The following is a 17,798-nucleotide window of genomic DNA, read 5'->3' as shown; positions in this document are numbered from 1 at the left end:
AGAGGGTTTATCAATTGATCAAAAAAAGGTCATTCAAAAGATAGATAACAAAAGGATAATATAGATGCTTGAAACTGCTCAAAATTACATAGTTTCAAGTATTTTTTTGTTGTTTGTAGGTTAGGAAAATGATATAATATATTTAAATAAAACATATTAGAAAGGCTAAATTCCAATGAATGAAAACTCTTTGATAAAGACACTTCAAGATACAATTGAATTACAGAATAAAACCATAGAAGGCCTTAGAGAAGAGTTGAAAAAGGCTAATGAAAATATGGAATACCTAATTAAGAAACTCTATGGAAGAAAGACAGAAAAGACTTCTGCCATAGACGGCCAATTAATCATTAATGATATGGAATTAGGTCTATTTAACGAAGTTGAAAAAGAAGCCGACTTCTCTATACAAGAACCTGTTCCATTTGAAGAGCCTATTAAAAGAACTAGAAAAGGCTACAAGAGAAAAGACTTGTTTAAAAACCTACCTAGCCAAGATCAAATATTTAGGCTGGAAGAATCCCAGCAAATCTGCCCAATTGATGGAAAGAGACTCTCAGTTGTAGGAAGAAAATTCGTAAGATCAGAAATCAGATACATACCGGCAGAAATATCTGTAATTAATATATATCAAGAAAATTATGAGTGTAGAACATGTAAAAAAGAAGGAAGACCTGGAATCTTTAATCCAAATACACCCGAGCCTGTACTTCAGCATTCCTATGCCACAGCATCATCAGTAGCCTGGACCATGTATCAAAAGTTTGTACAGTCAGTACCACTATACAGGCAAGAAAAAGATTGGAAACAGATGGGCTTTCCCATAAGTAGAGCAACCCTATCCAACTGGATAATTAAAACATCAGAAGAATGGTTAAATCCCATAGTAGAAAAGCTAAGGGAAGAACTATTAAAAGATAAATATTTACATGCTGATGAGACTCCAGTTCAAGTATTAAATGAAGAAGGTAAGAAAAATACCACAAAATCATATATGTGGGTGTATTCTACTTCAGTTAATGCAAAGAGAGGAATAAGAATATTTAAATATGCACCTGGTAGAACAGGAGACAATGCCAAGGATTTCCTAAAAGGATTCAATGGCTACCTCCATACAGATGGATATTCAGGATATAACAAGGTAAAAGATATCCACCAATGTTTGTGCTGGGCCCATCTTAGAAGATACTTTAAAGATGCCCTTCCAAAAGATGTAAAAAGTGAAGAAGCAAGTCTACCAGCAAAAGGAATAGCATATTGTAATAAACTCTTTGATTGGGAAAGAAAGTTTAAAGATCTCACTCCAGAAAAAAGAAAAATTAAGCGTCTAGAAAAAGAAAAACCACTTCTAGAGGCCTTTTGGTTATGGGTAGAAAATAATAATGATAAAGTACTTCCCAAATCTAAAATAGGACAAGCATTACAATATGCTCTAAATCATAAAGAAAAATTAGAAACCTACTTAGAAGATGGAAACTGTGTCATATCCAATAATATTGCAGAAAACAGTATAAGACCATTTACAGTAGGTAGAAAAAATTGGACCTTCTGCGGAAGTCCAAAAGGTGCCTACGCAAGTGCCTGTGTCTACACCCTAGTAGAAACAGCAAAAGCAAATGGACTAAACCCCTATAAATATTTAGAATACATCCTGTCAATATTACCAGGATCCAATCTTAAAACCAATCCTAAAATCCTAGAGCTAATGATGCCTTGGGATGATTTAGTCCAAAAATCATGTAAATCTGAATAAATACTATTATAGGGATATCATACCGATATCCCTATATTTATACAATACATCTTTTATTCAACGCTTACAATTAATAGATATAATAATATAAAAAAGAGCCCGTTTTCTTTAATTAGGCCCTCTGTTTAATATATTCCTATGAAAAATTTATAAATTCATTGCTATATAATCATATTTTGTATTTCTTTAAACCCATTAAGTTCTAGTTCACTATAATTTAACTTCTCGGCTTTAAACTTTATTTTTAAGGTGCTTTTGGATTTTAATGTCATGCAACCTACAGTAATATTTTCGCTAACTTTATTTTTGTCTAATTCATACTTTAATATATTTAAATAAGTAATCACATGTCTATCAAAACCTTTAGGCCCTACTTTAAGCTCATAAAATCTCGAATCAAGGCTATTATAAGCTGCTATATCCACCGTCTTTCTACTCTTACTCTTATCCTCATTACAATTATATATTATGTCTTTTTCATTGATTTTAACCATGCACCCAAAACATATTTTATCGCTCTCCCCACTATATATGCTTTTATAATGAATTTCTAGTAAATATTCAAAAACAAGCCCCCTAAACTTATTCAAATGAGATGCTTTTATTGACTTAAACGACTGGTATAATTCATCTAAAAAGTTATCTAACACTTCTTGCCCATGTAAGAGTTGAAGGTCTGGAAGTTCCTTTTTCCACTTTTTATATCTCTTATCAAAATCTATGTTATCTATAAAGGTTAACAAAAATTCTTTTAATAAACTTAAGAGTTTAGGATTATTATAAACATTATAAGCTATGTTTCTAGCTTTTTTATCAAAATATTTCATATCATGTTCTAAGAAATCTTTGACCTCAAATTCTACTTTACAACTGTCATTGATTTTGCTATTATTCATTAAGTTGTTCTCTTGACTTTTTTATTTCATTCATTATTTCAGTGATGTTTAATACAGGTAGCAAAATAGGTCTTAAGTTCATCTTTAACATAATATTATTTATAGTCTCTCTTGAATAGCTCCACAACATTGGAATTGATTGAACTTCTAAGAAAAACTCAAATTCTTTCTTATCTATTGGTTTTATACCTTCACAGATTGCTTCATATACTATTTCTATTTCGAAAAAAGTTTTTTCTTCACTTGTTCCCTTTACCTTTGTTTTTAAGAAAGTCTTTCCTTTTATTTCACTAATAACTTCTCCAAAATTACCTACACTTGTTTCTACATTAATATTTTCTTTATCATGATTATCATTAAAATCTGAACTTACAAAAGAATTTATTGAAACAACTCTTACAGATTTTAACTGAATATTATGATGTTGTTTGTTTGAAACCTTGTCCACTTTAATCTCCTCCCAAACTTAAATAAATCTATTGTTTTTAAAAGAAAAGTCTGCTTATTAGCAGACTTCAATTTACATTCAAAATTATTTAGTAAGTGTTCCTCAGAATTAATTATTAAACATTCTCTATTAATAGGTATATTTGCTTCAGGTACATTAGGGTTGGTATCTTCACTACTTATTACTTGATCATATATCTCTTTATTTGACAACTCTAAAGTTCTATCAATTACATTATCAATAAACTCTACTAAAAAATCTAAAGTTGCTTCATAGTTTCCATTTTCTAAAGAACTTCTAATTAAGAAATCATAATATCTAATTACACTGTATAAGTGTTTTACATTATATTTTTTTGATTCCTGAATAAGTCTTTTAATATTGTCTATACTTTCTTCTTTTAACCATTCTAAAAAACATTTAATTTCATCATTATTAATATTTTCAGTGATATCAATGAAGTTTGAATAGTTATGGAATTTAAAGTTTTCAATATAAACACTTACATATTGCTCTATTCTTTTAAAGTAAGATATTAAACAGTCATTTATCAGCTTTTCTCTAACAATATACTCATCATATAGGAAAAGTTCTCTATCTATGGAGTAATTCTCAAAGTTTTCTTCATGGTTTTTAAATTCAATTTTTAGTTTTTCATCTGAATTAAACCATGTTTCTATATTTAATATGAGTTTATTCATTTCATCACTCCCTAAAATTCCATATGTTATCAAGTTTTAATATTAATTATATTAATATTGTTATCCAAAACTACTAATAATAATCATTTCTTAAAAATGTATACTATTAACAGTATATACTTAATTGAATTTTTTTTCAAACACTTTTATTGTTATTCTATTTAATTCTATATATAATTTGAATTTACATAGCCCACAGTAATAGCTAGTAACTTAATAACTTATTTTAGTTAATACTCTACAATTATATTCTCTCTAAAACAGTCTCCTTTCAACATCATCTAATCTCGTTAACTTACCATTAATTCTAACTTTTTTGCCTTCTAAAATTTCAACTCTATTTCTGTTTATTAAATATTGATTAAATTCTTTTCTGACAGTCCAATTCTTCTCCTTTGCTATATCTTTAAGTTTTTTATAGACTTCTATTTCTAAATTACTACTTAATTTTAACTCATGCATATTTTCTGCATTTATTAATAGATAAAGGGTTGTATAAGATACAAGTTGTGTTCCGGCTTGAATTGGTTTTATATGACTTATCTCTTTTATATCATATAAATCAAATCTTAGATATATCTGTTTTTCTGATCCTTTTCTAACTGGAATAGATTTACATTCTCCTCTTTTATACCTATCTATATTTTTAATTTTAGCAAAATACTTTATTCCACCTTCTTCGCCAAAGGATTTTTTAGATTGATAAAATGCTAAATAGTCTACTCCTATTCTAATATTCGAAAGTCTTTTTTCTGGTATATGATAAAATTTATTGTCTTTGTATGCTTTTAAATGTTTTTTATCTTTTACATTAACTACCATAACATTTTCAAATTTAAATTTAGCATAATCATCATATTCATCTACTAAAATCCTCTTGTTCTTAGCTTCTAAATCTGATTGATCTATTATATTTTTTAGATGATTTGTAATCAAAGTTGTACTGCCTGGTAACATGGGAAAAGCTCCTATATTTACCTTTTCTATGCTTTTGTAAAATTTATGGTTTATAAAGTCCTTTTCATCACCATATGGAAACATTACATATGCTCCAAATGTCTCATATTTATATTGGAATTCATCACTCATTTTAGAAACTATTGCATCTCTATATCTATGCATCACATTTATATCTTCAATCATAGGCCCTACTTTTCCATTATCAACATTAACCCTGTATTTTGCATCAAATATATATGTTCTATTAGATTTATCATTTAAATTTTTGATATGAAGTACAGTGTCTGGCCTTTGATCTGTTGTAGGCATAAAGTAGGATTTATTGTACCACAGTTCAAGTTTGTTTTTATGATTTTTATATATCATTTTAGCCTGAGAATTTTGCGTTAAAGTCAAATTCATTCCGTTATCCTTATATTCCAATATCCCATATTGCTCTACTTCAAATCCTAAATCAGATAGTATCTTGTGAATCTTAATGTAGCACCACATTTCATATAAAGAGTAAAGTTTTTTAGGCGTTATTTTAAATAGATCATCCCCTAAATCTAGTCCTTTATTAAGCATTACATATTTCTTATACATTTCTCTATATCCAGATCCCATTTTAAAGACTAAGCTCATACTTTTATTGCCATTGATGTTACTAATATTTTGGAAATACTTATTTAAATGTAATTGTAGAATTTTCTTTTTTTCATGTATAAAATCTATATATTGTTTCTTTCTGAGTTCATTTTTTAATAATATTTTTTCTATTTCTTCTAGTCTTTTTATTATTCTTTGAATCATATATTTTACAAATCTATTTTCAAATATATCGATAGTAGTTACTTTTTTCTCTTCTATTACTTTTTCTGGATAATAATTTTTTCCATTTATATTGATAAATCCTTTATCCGATTCAATTAATAGTTTAGAATTATTTCTTAAATAAGATCTCGTTGAATTAGAGATTCGCTTTGCTCTTTTTGTATCTCTGATCCTATTATAGCTTATAATGTTGTGATTAAAGTTTTTTTCTATTCTTTCTAATGAACTTATAAGTTTTTCAAATATATGCTCTAGTATTCTCAAAAATTCATTATTAGTCTGATAAGGTACATCTCTTAATGCAGTATTCAAGTAAGTTATATCTATAGTTTTAAAAGCTAATGCTGAAATTTCTTCGTTTATTTCTTTGATCATTTCTCTGTAATCTTTTAAATAATCTAATTTTGAAGGAAAAACTTCTATGGTGAAACTTAATGCTTTTTTATTATTTTTTATAATATCTATATTTGTATATCCAATATCTGCTGAAAATCTTATATTTCCTATTAATATATCTCCAATTTCAATAAATTCCTCTGATATATTAATTCCCCCATAATAAACTTGATACTTGTCTCTATTTTTCATCTGAAGGGTTAATTGATATAATCCATTTTCAAAGAAACTCGGTTTCATTGAAAAACCATTGTTTTCAACTAATATTCCAAAGTCAGTTATTGTTTTTGTTTTTAAGTTTCTATATATAGTTTTATTAATCTGAAATCTTGCTGGAATATTTCTGTTTATTTTAAGTTGTTTATTCTTTTCATCACATATATCGCCAGATATATTTAAGGTAAAATCTTCGCTTTCTATTTCTATTTTTTTCTCAGTCTTACCAGTACGATGCAAATCCATTTTCAAAACTCCTTAACATTAACAATATCTTTTTGGCACTATTGATATATTTAGCAGTATCTAAGTTATTTGTTCCATCTTCTATATAATTTAGCTCTCCAGATATTTCTCCTTTAGGATTACAAAAGTTATAGAGTTCTATAAGTATTTCTTTGATAAAGTAATCTCCCCCATTAATAGTTGGTAGTATTTTTTGCAGTATTTGATAATCTAATGCCATATCTTCATCTAAAAGATCATTTAATTTGTTTTCTAACATATAAAATATTATTTCATCTCTCACTCTGTATCCAAAATGATTATTCACAGATGATAATATTTCATTAATTCTAATGATTTTTGAGTTTGTTTTAGTTACATATTCTCTGTCTTTATTTAAAGCATCTCTAATAGATATAAATCTCGTTTTTAATATACTGTTATTAGCTTCTACTGTGGTACTATATTCTGTATCAAAATCTAGTTCTTCTAATCTCACTTCAGAAAATTCAATAGTATTTGCTCTATCCAATACTTTTTTACTAAAAGAAAATGTAGTATCGTCCATATTTACTGTACCGATAATATATAAGTTTTCTGGAAATCTTAAATCTGCGTATTTATTGTTGGAAGGTAAATATTCTTTAGGAAATATTTTATCTGTTTGTATTCTATTGTTTTCTTTAAACGATCTCGATTCAATTATACTTAGATATTCACTTAGATAATACTCTACACGAGCTAAATTCATTTCATCTAAACATATAAAGTATGGCTTATCTATATTTTCTGGTTTTGAAGCTTCATATATGATATCTGATAATGATCCTGGAATATATTCATCATTTATGCTCTTATATCCAAATAATTCGGAGCTGTCGTTCCAATCTGGTTTTACGCTTATTATTCTATATCTCCCATTGTCACTTGTCGATTTTAAAGCTTCAGCAAATAATTTAACTAACTTTGACTTTCCAGTCCCGCTTATTCCCGCTAAAATTACGAATGGTTTTGTTTTTAAGCTAAGGTAAAAATTACATATATCTTCATAAGAAAAAACAAACCCCTTAGAATTTATATATTTGCTTACATGATTAAGCAAAGCTTTTGTGTCTTTATTACTCATCTCTGTAACCTCTATTTTTTTGATTTCTATTTGTGATTGGTTATTTTTTTGTTTAAAAGAAACATATAATGGATTGGTTTGATTTCCAAGTGCAACTTTTCCATTTTCAGAATCATATCTTTTTAAGTTGTTTATTATTGACTCATCTATATGTTCCATTTCTCCAATCAAAAATCCTGCTACACATCTATCTATATCTTGTTTATAGTACTCAGGAATAAGATAATCTTTTTCTTTAACTTCGTAGTTAGAAAGTATATCAAAAACTTTAGCCTTAGCTTTTATTTCTCCTCCTGTAACTAAAAACACATATATATCATGCCCATCAGAAATTTGATTTTTTATTCTATTAACTTTGTCTTTGCCTATTTTAGGACTTTTAATTGTCGGTTTTATAACTCCCCATATCACTTTTCCATTTTTATCTATTACTTCTCTATGCTTTTCTATAGTATTTATATTATATACATTGTCATTATATTTGAGTATTACATGCATTATTTCTTTCATATTAAATCACTACCTATTTTATATTTTTATAATTATTATCTTTATTTTATCGTACATATATAATTCGACATAACTCCTTAAATCTCCTTCTTTTTCCTAAAAATTATTCTACAAAGTTTCCTTCTTAGGATATATATTAGTAAATTCTTCTACTTTATGTATCTTTCAATGGTAAATTTAAATTATCTCATTATTTTATACTAACAAGACTCAGATTGTTGACAAAGCCATAAGCTATTCTAAATATCTTGTGAATTTTCTTTTGTGTAAATAAGTAAATTAGTATAAGAAAACCCTCTATCCCTACATTTATATACCAAACAAATTTAAAGTTAATCGGAATAAAACATATAAAGATTTAAAATAATATTATAAATTTACTAGTCTAATTCTAGCTAAAGTGGACAAATTGTATTTATGTATGTCCACTTTAGCTAGAATTTTAATGTGTTTTTGATTGAATATGGTGAATATTAGTTATTTTATTTGGCATATAAATTGCAATATATATCGTTGCGCTATTTTATAAATTAAAATCTAAATAAAAAAGGAGGTTTTTTATGACTACCAAAACAATTAAAGCTCTTGGCAAGAAACATTATGATGCAATTGTAAAAATTAGACATAAAATTCATATGCATCCTGAAATTGCTTTTCAAGAGTACAAAACATCTGAACTTGTAGCAAGCGAATTGAGAAATATGGGAATAGAAGTAAAAGAAAAAATTGCTAAAACTGGTGTAATAGGGTTGATAAGAGGTGGAAAACCAGGAAAAACAATACTACTTAGAGCAGATATGGATGCTTTAGAAATTGACGAAGATGTGAACGTTCCATACAAATCAAAAACAAATGGAAAAATGCATGCTTGTGGTCATGACGGGCATACCGCTGGGGTTTTAGGAGCAGCAATGATTCTAAATGATATGAAGGAGGATATTAATGGGAATATAAAACTGGTTTTTCAACCTGCTGAAGAATCTGATGGTGGAGCAAAACCTATGATTGATCAAGGCATTATGACTAATCCAAGTGTTGATGCTGCTATAGGTTGCCATTTATGGGGTGACTTTACAGAAGGTGAAGTTCATATAAAAGAAGGTCCAGTGATGGCATCACCAGATGTTTTTAGTTTTAAAATAATCGGAAAAGGTGGACATGCAGGTCTACCCCATCTATCTATTGATCCAGTTTTAATTGCCTCTCAAGCAATTTGTAGTATCCAAGGAATTATAAGCCGAAGAATGAATCCTTTAAAACCTGCTGTAATATCTTGTTGTTCTATACACGGAGGTGAAAACTACAATATAATTCCAAGTGAAGTTGAAATAAAAGGAACTGTAAGAACTTTTGACAAGGATTTAAGAGATTCTATACCAAATAAAATTGAGGAAATATTAAAATCTACAACTGAACCCTTTGGAGCTAATTATAAATTTAAATATACAAAACGCTTTCCTCCCCTTATTAATAATAAGGAAATGGTAAAGTTAGCAACAGAATCCGTATCAAAATTAATTGGGGAAGAAAATGTATTTAAACAAAAAGAAGCAAATATGGGAGGAGAAGATTTTGCATATTTTGCACAAGAAGTTCCTTCAGTATATTACTTTATTGGTATAACTCCTGAAAATGAGGAAACAATTCTTCATCATAATCCAAAATTCAGATTTGAAGATTCAAATTTACTACTTTTATCTGAATCTATGGCTCAAATAGCTATAGATTATCTAAATAAAATCAAATAAAGGGGAATTTATATAATGATAAAAAATAAATCTACGGAAAACAGCAAAGAGAAATGGTACAAAAAAATGCCACATCCTTATATACTATTATTTATGATAATAGTTGTAGTTACTGCCCTCACTTATATTATACCTGCAGGTGAATTTGCAAGAATGGATGTTAATGGTAGGTCAGTCGTTGATCCTAATGGCTTTTCCTATATAGATCAAACTCCAGTAGGTATATTTGATATGTTTCAATCTATTCCTCAGGGTTTGGTAGATTCAGCTAATATAATGGTTATAGTATTTATAGCTAGTGCATTTTTTAAAGTTATAGATACTACTGGTGCATTAGAAAATGGAATTGCTGTTAGTGTCAGAAAAATACGAAGCCAAAATATCTCCGATACTCTTTTAATTTGGATAGTAACATTTGTTTTTGGTCTACTTGGTGCTGTTGTTGGTTTTGAAAATAATATTGCTATTGTCCCTATTGGAATTCTACTATCCCTTGCTCTTGGGTATGATCTAATGGTGGGAGCAGCTATGACAATAGGCGGTATTGGTCTTGGATTTGCTACCTCTCCTATAAATCCTTATACTGTTGGAGTAGCTCATGAAATTGCAGAATTACCTGTTTTTTCTGGGTTTGCGCTTAGATCTCTTTACTCACTATCTTCAATGGCAGTTTTAGCATTTGCTATTTCAAAATATGCAAAAAAAATCAAATCTGATCCTAGTGCTAGTTTAGTAAAAGATGTTGATTCTAAAGGATTAAACCTTTCAAAAAAGCTAGAAGATTACAAAATGACAGGGACACATAAAGCGGTAATAGCTGTTCTTTTGGGTACAATTGGAGTAGTAATCTTTGGTACACTAAAATATAAATGGTATTTAGGAGAAATTACAACTACATTTTTTATAGGTTCAATTCTAGTAGGTATTGTAGCTAAGATAAAGCCAGATGATTATGTCAAAACGATGATCAAAGGTGCTTCTGAAGTAACTTCTGGTGCTTTAATAGTAGGTCTTGCAAGAGCTATTTCTATAATTTTAATTAACGGAAACATTAGTGATACTGTCATATATGCTTTATCAATGCCTTTACAGAATTTACCTACAATGGTTTCTTCAGTCTTGATGAGTGTAGTTCATGCAATAATTAACTTTTTTATTCCTTCAGGAAGTGGACAAGCCATGGCTACTATGCCTATAATGATACCCTTAGGTGATTTACTTAATATGACTCGCCAGACTGCAACTCTAGCTTTCCAAGTTGGTGATGGTATAACTAACCTTCTTTATCCAACATTAGGTGGATTAATGGCCATGTTGGCAGTTTCAAGAGTACCTTTTGATCGTTGGTTTAAATTTATATTACCTGCTATATTAAAAATTACTGTTGTTGGATGGATTTTCACCATAATAGGTGTAGCAATAAATTGGGGACCATTTTAATTATTTAACTGAATTATAAATCAAAGTTCTTACTTGAATCCTAGCTACGAAATTTTTCTTAGCTAGGATTTTCAAATAAAGATTTATTCAAAATACTTATACCATGAATTAGTTAAAGTAAAATGTTATAATGTAACTAAATTTATAAAAAGGAGACTATGAAATTTGAATAAAATTATAGGCATAGGTGCATTAAATGAAAATACCAGAAAGTTTTATGAAGATTCTTTAAGTGAAATTTTAGGAGATAAATTCGTTATTAAATCATATAACTTTAATAACTATGATGGTACTACCCTAAATGTAGACATTCTACTAATATCTACACCTATAATGATTAATTCAGTAAAACAATATCTCCGAAAAGATACTGAATTGATAGTAATGGGACGGACATTCTCAAAAAAATCTTATAATTTATTGAAAAATATACCCAAAAAAACAAAGGCATTATTAGTAAATAATGGTATGGATGCAACTTTTGAAACTATGTCATTAATCTATTCACTAGGTTTTGAATTTGAATTACACCCATATTATCCTGGAGTAAAAGAAAAGAAACATATAAAGATTGCGATAACTACTGATGAGGAACATATTATCCCTAAAAGTATAGATAAAATATATAATATAGGCCATATGGTCTATACTATGAATACAATAGTTGACCTTCTAAGTAAATTAAACTTAAATGAAAATATAAAAGACCATATTTTATATAAATATCAACAAAAAATTATACCCCAAGAAACAGGGGTCAGTACATTAATATCCAATAATACTTTTATAAAGACATATATGCATATTATTTTAGATTTAACTAATGATGGAGTAATAGAAACAGATACTTTTGGTAAAATTATCAAAGTAAACAATAAAGCAAAGTCTCTTCTTAGATTGAATAAAGAAGTTATTGTAGGAAAAAATATAAATGAAATTATAAATATTAATATAAATAAATTAGATAATCAATCTCAAATAAATAATCTGTTATTAGACTATAAAAAAGAAAAATTTATAGTAAATTTAAAACCTCTAAAAATATTTGACAATAAAATCGGTAATATTATAATGCTAGAAAATATTACAAAGCTTCAAAAGCTTGAAGAGCAAGTACGGAAGGAAATTGCTCGCAAAGGATATGAAGCAAAATATACATTTGATAGTATCATTGGTAACAGTAAGAAAATAATTGAAACTAAAAAAATAGCTAAAAAAATGGCTTTATCTAACGCTTCTATCTTGATTTTAGGTGAAACTGGAACTGGAAAAGAATTATTTGCTCAATCTATACATAACTCATCTAATAGAAAAAACTTTCCTTTTGTTGCAATAAACTGTGCTGCTTTGCCCAAAAATTTAATAGAAAGTGAACTCTTTGGTTATGAAGAAGGTGCATTTACGGGGGCAAAAAAAGGTGGAAAAGCTGGAGTCTTTGAAGAAGCCCATCTAGGAACTTTATTCTTAGATGAAATAGGAGATCTACAATTAAGTATGCAAGCAAGATTATTAAGAGTATTACAAGAAGGAGAAGTAGTCAGAATAGGAAGTAATAAAACTATAAAAGTTAATGTAAGAATAATATCAGCTACTAATCAAGATCTTTACAAGCTAGCTGAGAATGGTGAATTTAGATGGGACTTGTACTATAGATTAAATGTTTTCCCATTAAGTATTCCATCTCTGAATGATAGAATAGACGATATAGAGCTTATATTTAAAGAATTTATTTATAAATTCGGAAGTGGTAAAAAAATTGATAAAAATGTTATTCAATCTTTAAAGTCTCATAAATGGAATGGAAATGTTAGAGAATTAAAGAATGTTGCAAGATATTTAAGTGAAATGGGATCAGATCCAATAATCTTAGATGATCTTCCCTTTCCATTTTTTGAAAATGCTAATGATAAAGAAAAAATCTCTAAAATCGAGTTAGAAATACTTAAAATAATATACTCTCATATGATAGAAAAAAGAAAAATCGGCAGAAAAAAAATATCTCTTCTTTTAGAAAAAGATAAAATATATTTAAGTGAACGAGAAGTTAGAAATATATTGACTCAACTATCTGATAGAGAATATGTAAATATTGGAATTGGTAGACAGGGTACAAAGCTAACCGAAAAAGGAATGAATTTTATTAATATATAAGTAGAACTTGTAGACTCTACTTATATATTAGTTTTTATCCTTACTTGATTTAATAATAAGATCATTATACTCTAGTTTTATTCTTATCTATCATTTTATTTTCATATATATACCTTAGCATATATAATTATCTTTTTATGTGATTCTAATTCCACATCAATCTCCATTCTAAGTATTATTGTATATCTTCCTCTTAACCCTATAAGCTGCATTAATTTTATCTAGTTTTAACTCTTGCAAATGCTCTATAAACTAGAGGTGATTGAGCAAAAAAATAATTGCCCTAAGATTTTTCTATCTAAAAGCAATTATTTTATAAATCAATATATTAATACATTTTTTATTTTTCGAAGGAAAATCTATATAAAACCTTATCTATAACTATATTGCTATAACTCATTAAATCAATTACATAAGTATTTACTTCCCTGCCTTCTTCCCCATAAATCTTTACTTTAGGTCTTGAATGAATTTCATTATTAGCTTCATATATAATACCTTCCCGTCTATCGCTTAAAGATACTAAGGTCCCTTTTGGAAAAATATTTATTGATTTTGCAAAATCTTCTATTGTTTCTAAACAAAATTCATCTCCTCCAGATGCTAATAAATATTCCATAGTCTCATTTACAGGGGCAGCTCTTCTATAAGATCTATTTGATGTAAGAGCATCAAACACATCACATATTGAAGCTATTTTGCTAAATAAATGAATTTCATTTCCCCTTAGATTCCTTGGATAGCCTGAACCATCTTCTCTTTCATGATGAGATAGAGCAATATTAATAGAAGTGATTGGTAGAGATGTATAATTTTTCAAAAAATCATAACCTTTTTGTGAATGGGTTTTTACAATTTCAAATTCTTCCTTGGTTAATTTACCTGGTTTATTAATTATTTCTATTGGTATAAAAGTTTTTCCTATATCATGAAATATACACCCTATAGCTAGTCTTTTTATTTCATTCATACTGAAATTTTTATTCCTTGCTATTACAGTAGATAGCATCATTACATTTAAACTATGGTTCACTGTATAATCATCATATATGGATATATTTACTAGGTTTTCTAAGATATTTTTACTAAATATTACATCATAAAGAACTTCATTAATTATTTCATTTATATCCCAAACATTTTTCTCTACTTTTTTTGCATCTGCTTTCCCAGAATTGTTAAAATCTATAATAATATGCTTTAAATTTTCTTGCAATTCATGAATTTTATTCATAGTTTTAGGTTTTATAATTTCTTCAATTATCTCATCAGTATATCTATCTTTAATGTATATACTAAAAAAACCCACGCTTTTTAATTTTCTAATGATACTTTCATTTAGCCTTACCCCTTCTTTTAGAAGTATAGTTCCCAAGTTATTATACAGAGTTCGCCCTAGTATATCTCCTTCTTTTGCATATTCTATTGGAATTTTTCTCACTATTTGACACCTCTAGCTTTTGGTTTTTATAATATTTGTAACATTATATATTAAAATAAATATTTATTTTAATAAAATATACTTAACTTCTCTTATTGTATCAAATATATTGTTTAATATCTATTAAAAATAGATAAAATCAATCCCTCAAAATTTTCACATCAACTACTCTATCTTCTTCAAAACTAATCACTAGCCATTCACTATCTATACTAATTAATCCTCTCTCATCTCCTAGATAATAGACTATATTATCATCTTCTTTAAAATATGGATCTTTTGTGTCTTCTCCTAAGATCTGTCTTATCTCTTCTATATTCTTACCTAATAAGTCGTGTTTTCTAAACATATCATCTACCATTTTTACCCGCTCTCTAGGATATTTTATCCAACGATTAGTAGAAAAAGTGTGTTTGTATTTATATTTTGCTCCTATAAATATAATCCCTAGGATAAATATACCTAGAAAGATATATCTTAATTTAATATTTTTAAGTTTGTTTCTCATTTATTTTCCTCTTTTTTAGTCTATTTTTCAATAATTATAACATTCAATCTTCAAATAGTAAATTTCTTCTCTAGATTTTACATGCTAATTTACCAATAAAAAAATTAAATATATGTCAGAATTATAAAAATTTACTTTGGAAATCATTGTCACCAATTACAATTATCCATAATATATATATATAATTGACTTTAAATAAAAAAAATTATAAAATTATAAGAAATCACTAAGGGGGTAATTTTATGACAAAAAATCAATTTGCCTCAAGTCCTATTGATGAATTTAGAAAGCTTATAGGAAATACACCATTACTTGAAATAGACTTTAAATATAAGGGTGAGATGAGAAAAATATTTTCTAAAGCTGAACACTACAATCTTACTGGAAGTATTAAAGACAGAATGGCTCTTCATATTATGGATAAATCCTATAAAAACAATTTAATAAAAAAAGAAGACACCATTGTAGAAGCTACAAGTGGAAATACAGGAATTTCCTTTTCTGCAATAGGCACTTCTCTAGGTCACAAAGTAACCATATTTATGCCTGACTGGATGAGCGATGAAAGAAAGAATTTGATTAGATCTTTTGGGGCAAATATAGAACTAGTAAGTTCAGAGCAAGGTGGGTTTTTAGGTAGTATAAAGATGACAGAAGACTTACAAAAGGAAAATGAAAATATATTTTTACCTTGCCAATTTTCAAATCAATATAATATTGAAGCACATTATTTAACAACTGGCCCTGAAATATGGAATCAATTAAAAGAAATAAATTTAAAACCAGATGCTGTAGTAGCCGGTGTTGGTACAGGTGGTACCATAATGGGAATTGGAAAGTATTTAAAAGAGCAAAATCCAAATATAAAAGTATATCCCCTTGAACCATCAAATTCTCCTACTATGAGCACTGGATACAAGGTAGGAAAACATAGGATACAAGGAATTTCAGATGAGTTTATTCCAGAGATAATCGATTTAGATGCTCTAGATGATGTAATATCTGTAGATGATGGGGATGCTATAATTATGGCACAAAAACTAGCATCTCAATTAGGATTAGGCGTAGGAATATCCTCAGGAGCAAACTTCATAGGTGCTTTAAAAGTACAAGAAAAACTAGGTAAAGACAGCGTAGTAGTTACAGTTTTTTCAGATGATAATAAGAAATACTTGAGTACAGATTTAATGAAAGAAGAACCTATCAAACCAGAATATTTGTCAACTGACATTGAATTATTAGGAGTAAGAGCACATAAGTGTTAATATATTTATAGCCCCTAAAACCATAGTTCTAGTACAAAATTTTATCCAATCTTCATCTACAAAAAACTTAGAATTATGTCCTGGTGCATAGTCTCCAGTTCCTACCATATAATAAAGTGACGGTACTCTTTGTGAGATAAATCCAAAGTCTTCAGATGCCATTATAGGCTTTGCATCTTTTAAGATATATTCCTTTGGACTATTTTCATCATAAGTTTCACCGTCAATGTCCTTAATCAAATCTAAAAAATTCATTTCAAAAGCATTGCTAATTTTTCTAGTTATGTTTTTATCATTGTAGACAGAAGGATATCCTTCATTAAACGAAAATTCACATTCTCCCCCAAAACTATTTGCTATTCCCATGGATATAGTTTGAATTTTTTCTTTCATTATATCCCGAGATTCTGAGTTTAGTGATCTCATCATTCCCTTTAATTCTACATTATCTGCCACTATATTTGTAGCAGTACCACCATTTATCTTTCCTATGGAAAATGTACAAATATCAAAGGGATTTATACTTTTACTTATTATAGAATTTAAACTTACTACTATATGAGCAGCTATATTTATGGCATCTATTCCCTCTTCTGGTTTTCTGGTATGAGCTTTTTGACCTTTTATATTTATCTTAAATCCATCTGAATAAGCTGTTATATTTCCATGATTTATAAGCACTTTCCCCTTTTTAATTGGCATTATATGAAGAGCCATGGAAAAGTCTACCTTTGGATTTTCTAATACTCCAAGTTCTATCATAGCCTTTGCACCTCCCCCTCTTTCTTCAGCAGGTTGGAAGAGAAATTTAACAGTTCCATTCCATTCATCTTTTAATTCATTTAGAATTCTGGCAACTGTAATTAGATTTGCAGCATGCACATCATGTCCGCAAGCATGCATTACCCCCTTATTTTTAGATTTAAATTCTAAATCATTTTCTTCATCTAGAGGAAGTGCATCCATATCCGCTCTAAGAAGTAGGGTTTTTCCTTCTCTATTTCCATTGAGTATTCCAACAACTCCAGTATCTCCTAGCCTTTTTACTTCCAGACCTATTTTCAGAAGTTCTTCTTCTACTAGTTTACTAGTCTGGAATTCTTCATTGGAAAGCTCTGGATTTTGGTGGATTTTTCTTCTTAAATCTATTGTATCTTGTTCATATTTATTTGTTAATTTTAGTATTTTTTCTATCATTTTC

At 28.1% G+C, this 17,798-nt stretch carries 13 protein-coding genes; 5 read left to right on the top strand and 8 right to left on the bottom strand.

All coding sequences use genetic code 11. The annotated features are described in order from the left end of the window. The first annotated feature begins 193 nt into the window (after positions 1-193). The gene (tnpC, locus tag AC4PG3_RS04470) at positions 194-1,753 is read left to right on the top strand and encodes an IS66 family transposase (protein ID WP_492198183.1); all 1,560 of its coding nucleotides are present in this window, start codon (positions 194-196) and stop codon (positions 1,751-1,753) included. 161 nt (positions 1,754-1,914) lie between these two features. Here tnpC and AC4PG3_RS04465 read toward each other — a convergent pair whose 3' ends face one another. From AC4PG3_RS04465 to AC4PG3_RS04445, 5 genes are all read right to left on the bottom strand, one after another. Beyond that, positions 1,915-2,649 carry a hypothetical protein gene (locus AC4PG3_RS04465; protein ID WP_492197870.1) on the bottom strand — a complete coding sequence of 245 codons (735 nt, stop codon included), beginning with the start codon at positions 2,647-2,649 and terminating at the stop codon, positions 1,915-1,917. Continuing rightward, complete coding sequence (locus AC4PG3_RS04460) at positions 2,642-3,097, bottom strand: protein-export chaperone SecB (RefSeq protein ID WP_492197869.1); 456 nt, start codon at positions 3,095-3,097, stop codon at positions 2,642-2,644. Before AC4PG3_RS04460 ends, AC4PG3_RS04465 begins: the two co-directional genes overlap by 8 nt. After that, a complete protein-coding gene (locus tag AC4PG3_RS04455; protein WP_492197868.1) occupies positions 3,055-3,798 on the bottom strand; it encodes a hypothetical protein in 744 nt (247 codons plus the stop codon). Before AC4PG3_RS04455 ends, AC4PG3_RS04460 begins: the two co-directional genes overlap by 43 nt. A gap of 255 nt (positions 3,799-4,053) precedes the next feature. Continuing rightward, complete coding sequence (locus tag AC4PG3_RS04450) at positions 4,054-6,429, bottom strand: DUF2357 domain-containing protein (RefSeq protein WP_492197867.1); 2,376 nt, start codon at positions 6,427-6,429, stop codon at positions 4,054-4,056. Further along, positions 6,407-8,044, bottom strand: coding sequence for an McrB family protein (locus tag AC4PG3_RS04445; RefSeq protein ID WP_492197866.1), 1,638 nt, complete (start codon positions 8,042-8,044; stop codon positions 6,407-6,409). Before AC4PG3_RS04445 ends, AC4PG3_RS04450 begins: the two co-directional genes overlap by 23 nt. Positions 8,045-8,604: 560 nt before the next feature. Between AC4PG3_RS04445 and AC4PG3_RS04440 the strand changes: the two genes are divergently transcribed. From AC4PG3_RS04440 to AC4PG3_RS04430, 3 genes are all read left to right on the top strand, one after another. Beyond that, positions 8,605-9,792 carry a M20 metallopeptidase family protein gene (locus tag AC4PG3_RS04440; protein WP_492197865.1) on the top strand — a complete coding sequence of 396 codons (1,188 nt, stop codon included), beginning with the start codon at positions 8,605-8,607 and terminating at the stop codon, positions 9,790-9,792. 15 nt (positions 9,793-9,807) lie between these two features. Then, the gene (locus tag AC4PG3_RS04435) at positions 9,808-11,232 is read left to right on the top strand and encodes a YfcC family protein (protein WP_492197864.1); all 1,425 of its coding nucleotides are present in this window, start codon (positions 9,808-9,810) and stop codon (positions 11,230-11,232) included. A gap of 165 nt (positions 11,233-11,397) precedes the next feature. After that, positions 11,398-13,383: a sigma 54-interacting transcriptional regulator gene (locus tag AC4PG3_RS04430; protein ID WP_492197863.1), complete on the top strand. Its 1,986-nt coding sequence runs from the start codon at positions 11,398-11,400 to the stop codon at positions 13,381-13,383. Positions 13,384-13,723: 340 nt separating this feature from the next. On the opposite strand, the gene AC4PG3_RS04425 is transcribed toward AC4PG3_RS04430, so the two are convergent. Both AC4PG3_RS04425 and AC4PG3_RS04420 read right to left on the bottom strand, forming a co-directional pair. Then, the gene (locus AC4PG3_RS04425; RefSeq protein WP_492197862.1) at positions 13,724-14,824 is read right to left on the bottom strand and encodes an HD-GYP domain-containing protein; all 1,101 of its coding nucleotides are present in this window, start codon (positions 14,822-14,824) and stop codon (positions 13,724-13,726) included. Between the two features lie 139 nt (positions 14,825-14,963). Continuing rightward, a complete protein-coding gene (locus AC4PG3_RS04420; protein ID WP_492197861.1) occupies positions 14,964-15,332 on the bottom strand; it encodes a hypothetical protein in 369 nt (122 codons plus the stop codon). Positions 15,333-15,574: 242 nt separating this feature from the next. Here AC4PG3_RS04420 and AC4PG3_RS04415 point away from each other — a divergent pair, with 242 nt between their 5' ends. After that, on the top strand, positions 15,575-16,597 hold the full coding sequence (locus AC4PG3_RS04415) for a PLP-dependent cysteine synthase family protein (protein WP_492197860.1): 1,023 nt from the start codon (positions 15,575-15,577) through the stop codon (positions 16,595-16,597). Here AC4PG3_RS04415 and AC4PG3_RS04410 read toward each other — a convergent pair. Beyond that, positions 16,571-17,794, bottom strand: a complete 1,224-nt coding sequence (locus AC4PG3_RS04410; protein WP_492197859.1) for a M20 metallopeptidase family protein — start codon at positions 17,792-17,794, stop codon at positions 16,571-16,573. The two genes, AC4PG3_RS04415 and AC4PG3_RS04410, sit on opposite strands and share 27 nt — an antisense overlap. Between the last annotated feature and the right edge of the window lie 4 nt (positions 17,795-17,798).

The organism is Tissierella sp. QWL-11, assembly GCF_058683765.1.
Note: the sequence above shows the minus strand (reverse complement) of the source record. Positions and strands in the feature narration are given on the sequence as shown.

Coding starts and splice junctions, on each gene's coding strand:
- AC4PG3_RS04465 (WP_492197870.1), bottom strand. CDS start 2,649: ATGAATAATAGCAAAATCAATGACAGTTGTAAAGTAGAATTTGAGGTC.
- AC4PG3_RS04455 (WP_492197868.1), bottom strand. CDS start 3,798: ATGAATAAACTCATATTAAATATAGAAACATGGTTTAATTCAGATGAA.
- AC4PG3_RS04450 (WP_492197867.1), bottom strand. CDS start 6,429: ATGGATTTGCATCGTACTGGTAAGACTGAGAAAAAAATAGAAATAGAA.
- AC4PG3_RS04445 (WP_492197866.1), bottom strand. CDS start 8,044: ATGAAAGAAATAATGCATGTAATACTCAAATATAATGACAATGTATAT.
- AC4PG3_RS04440 (WP_492197865.1), top strand. CDS start 8,605: ATGACTACCAAAACAATTAAAGCTCTTGGCAAGAAACATTATGATGCA.
- AC4PG3_RS04435 (WP_492197864.1), top strand. CDS start 9,808: ATGATAAAAAATAAATCTACGGAAAACAGCAAAGAGAAATGGTACAAA.
- AC4PG3_RS04420 (WP_492197861.1), bottom strand. CDS start 15,332: ATGAGAAACAAACTTAAAAATATTAAATTAAGATATATCTTTCTAGGT.
- AC4PG3_RS04415 (WP_492197860.1), top strand. CDS start 15,575: ATGACAAAAAATCAATTTGCCTCAAGTCCTATTGATGAATTTAGAAAG.
- AC4PG3_RS04410 (WP_492197859.1), bottom strand. CDS start 17,794: ATGATAGAAAAAATACTAAAATTAACAAATAAATATGAACAAGATACA.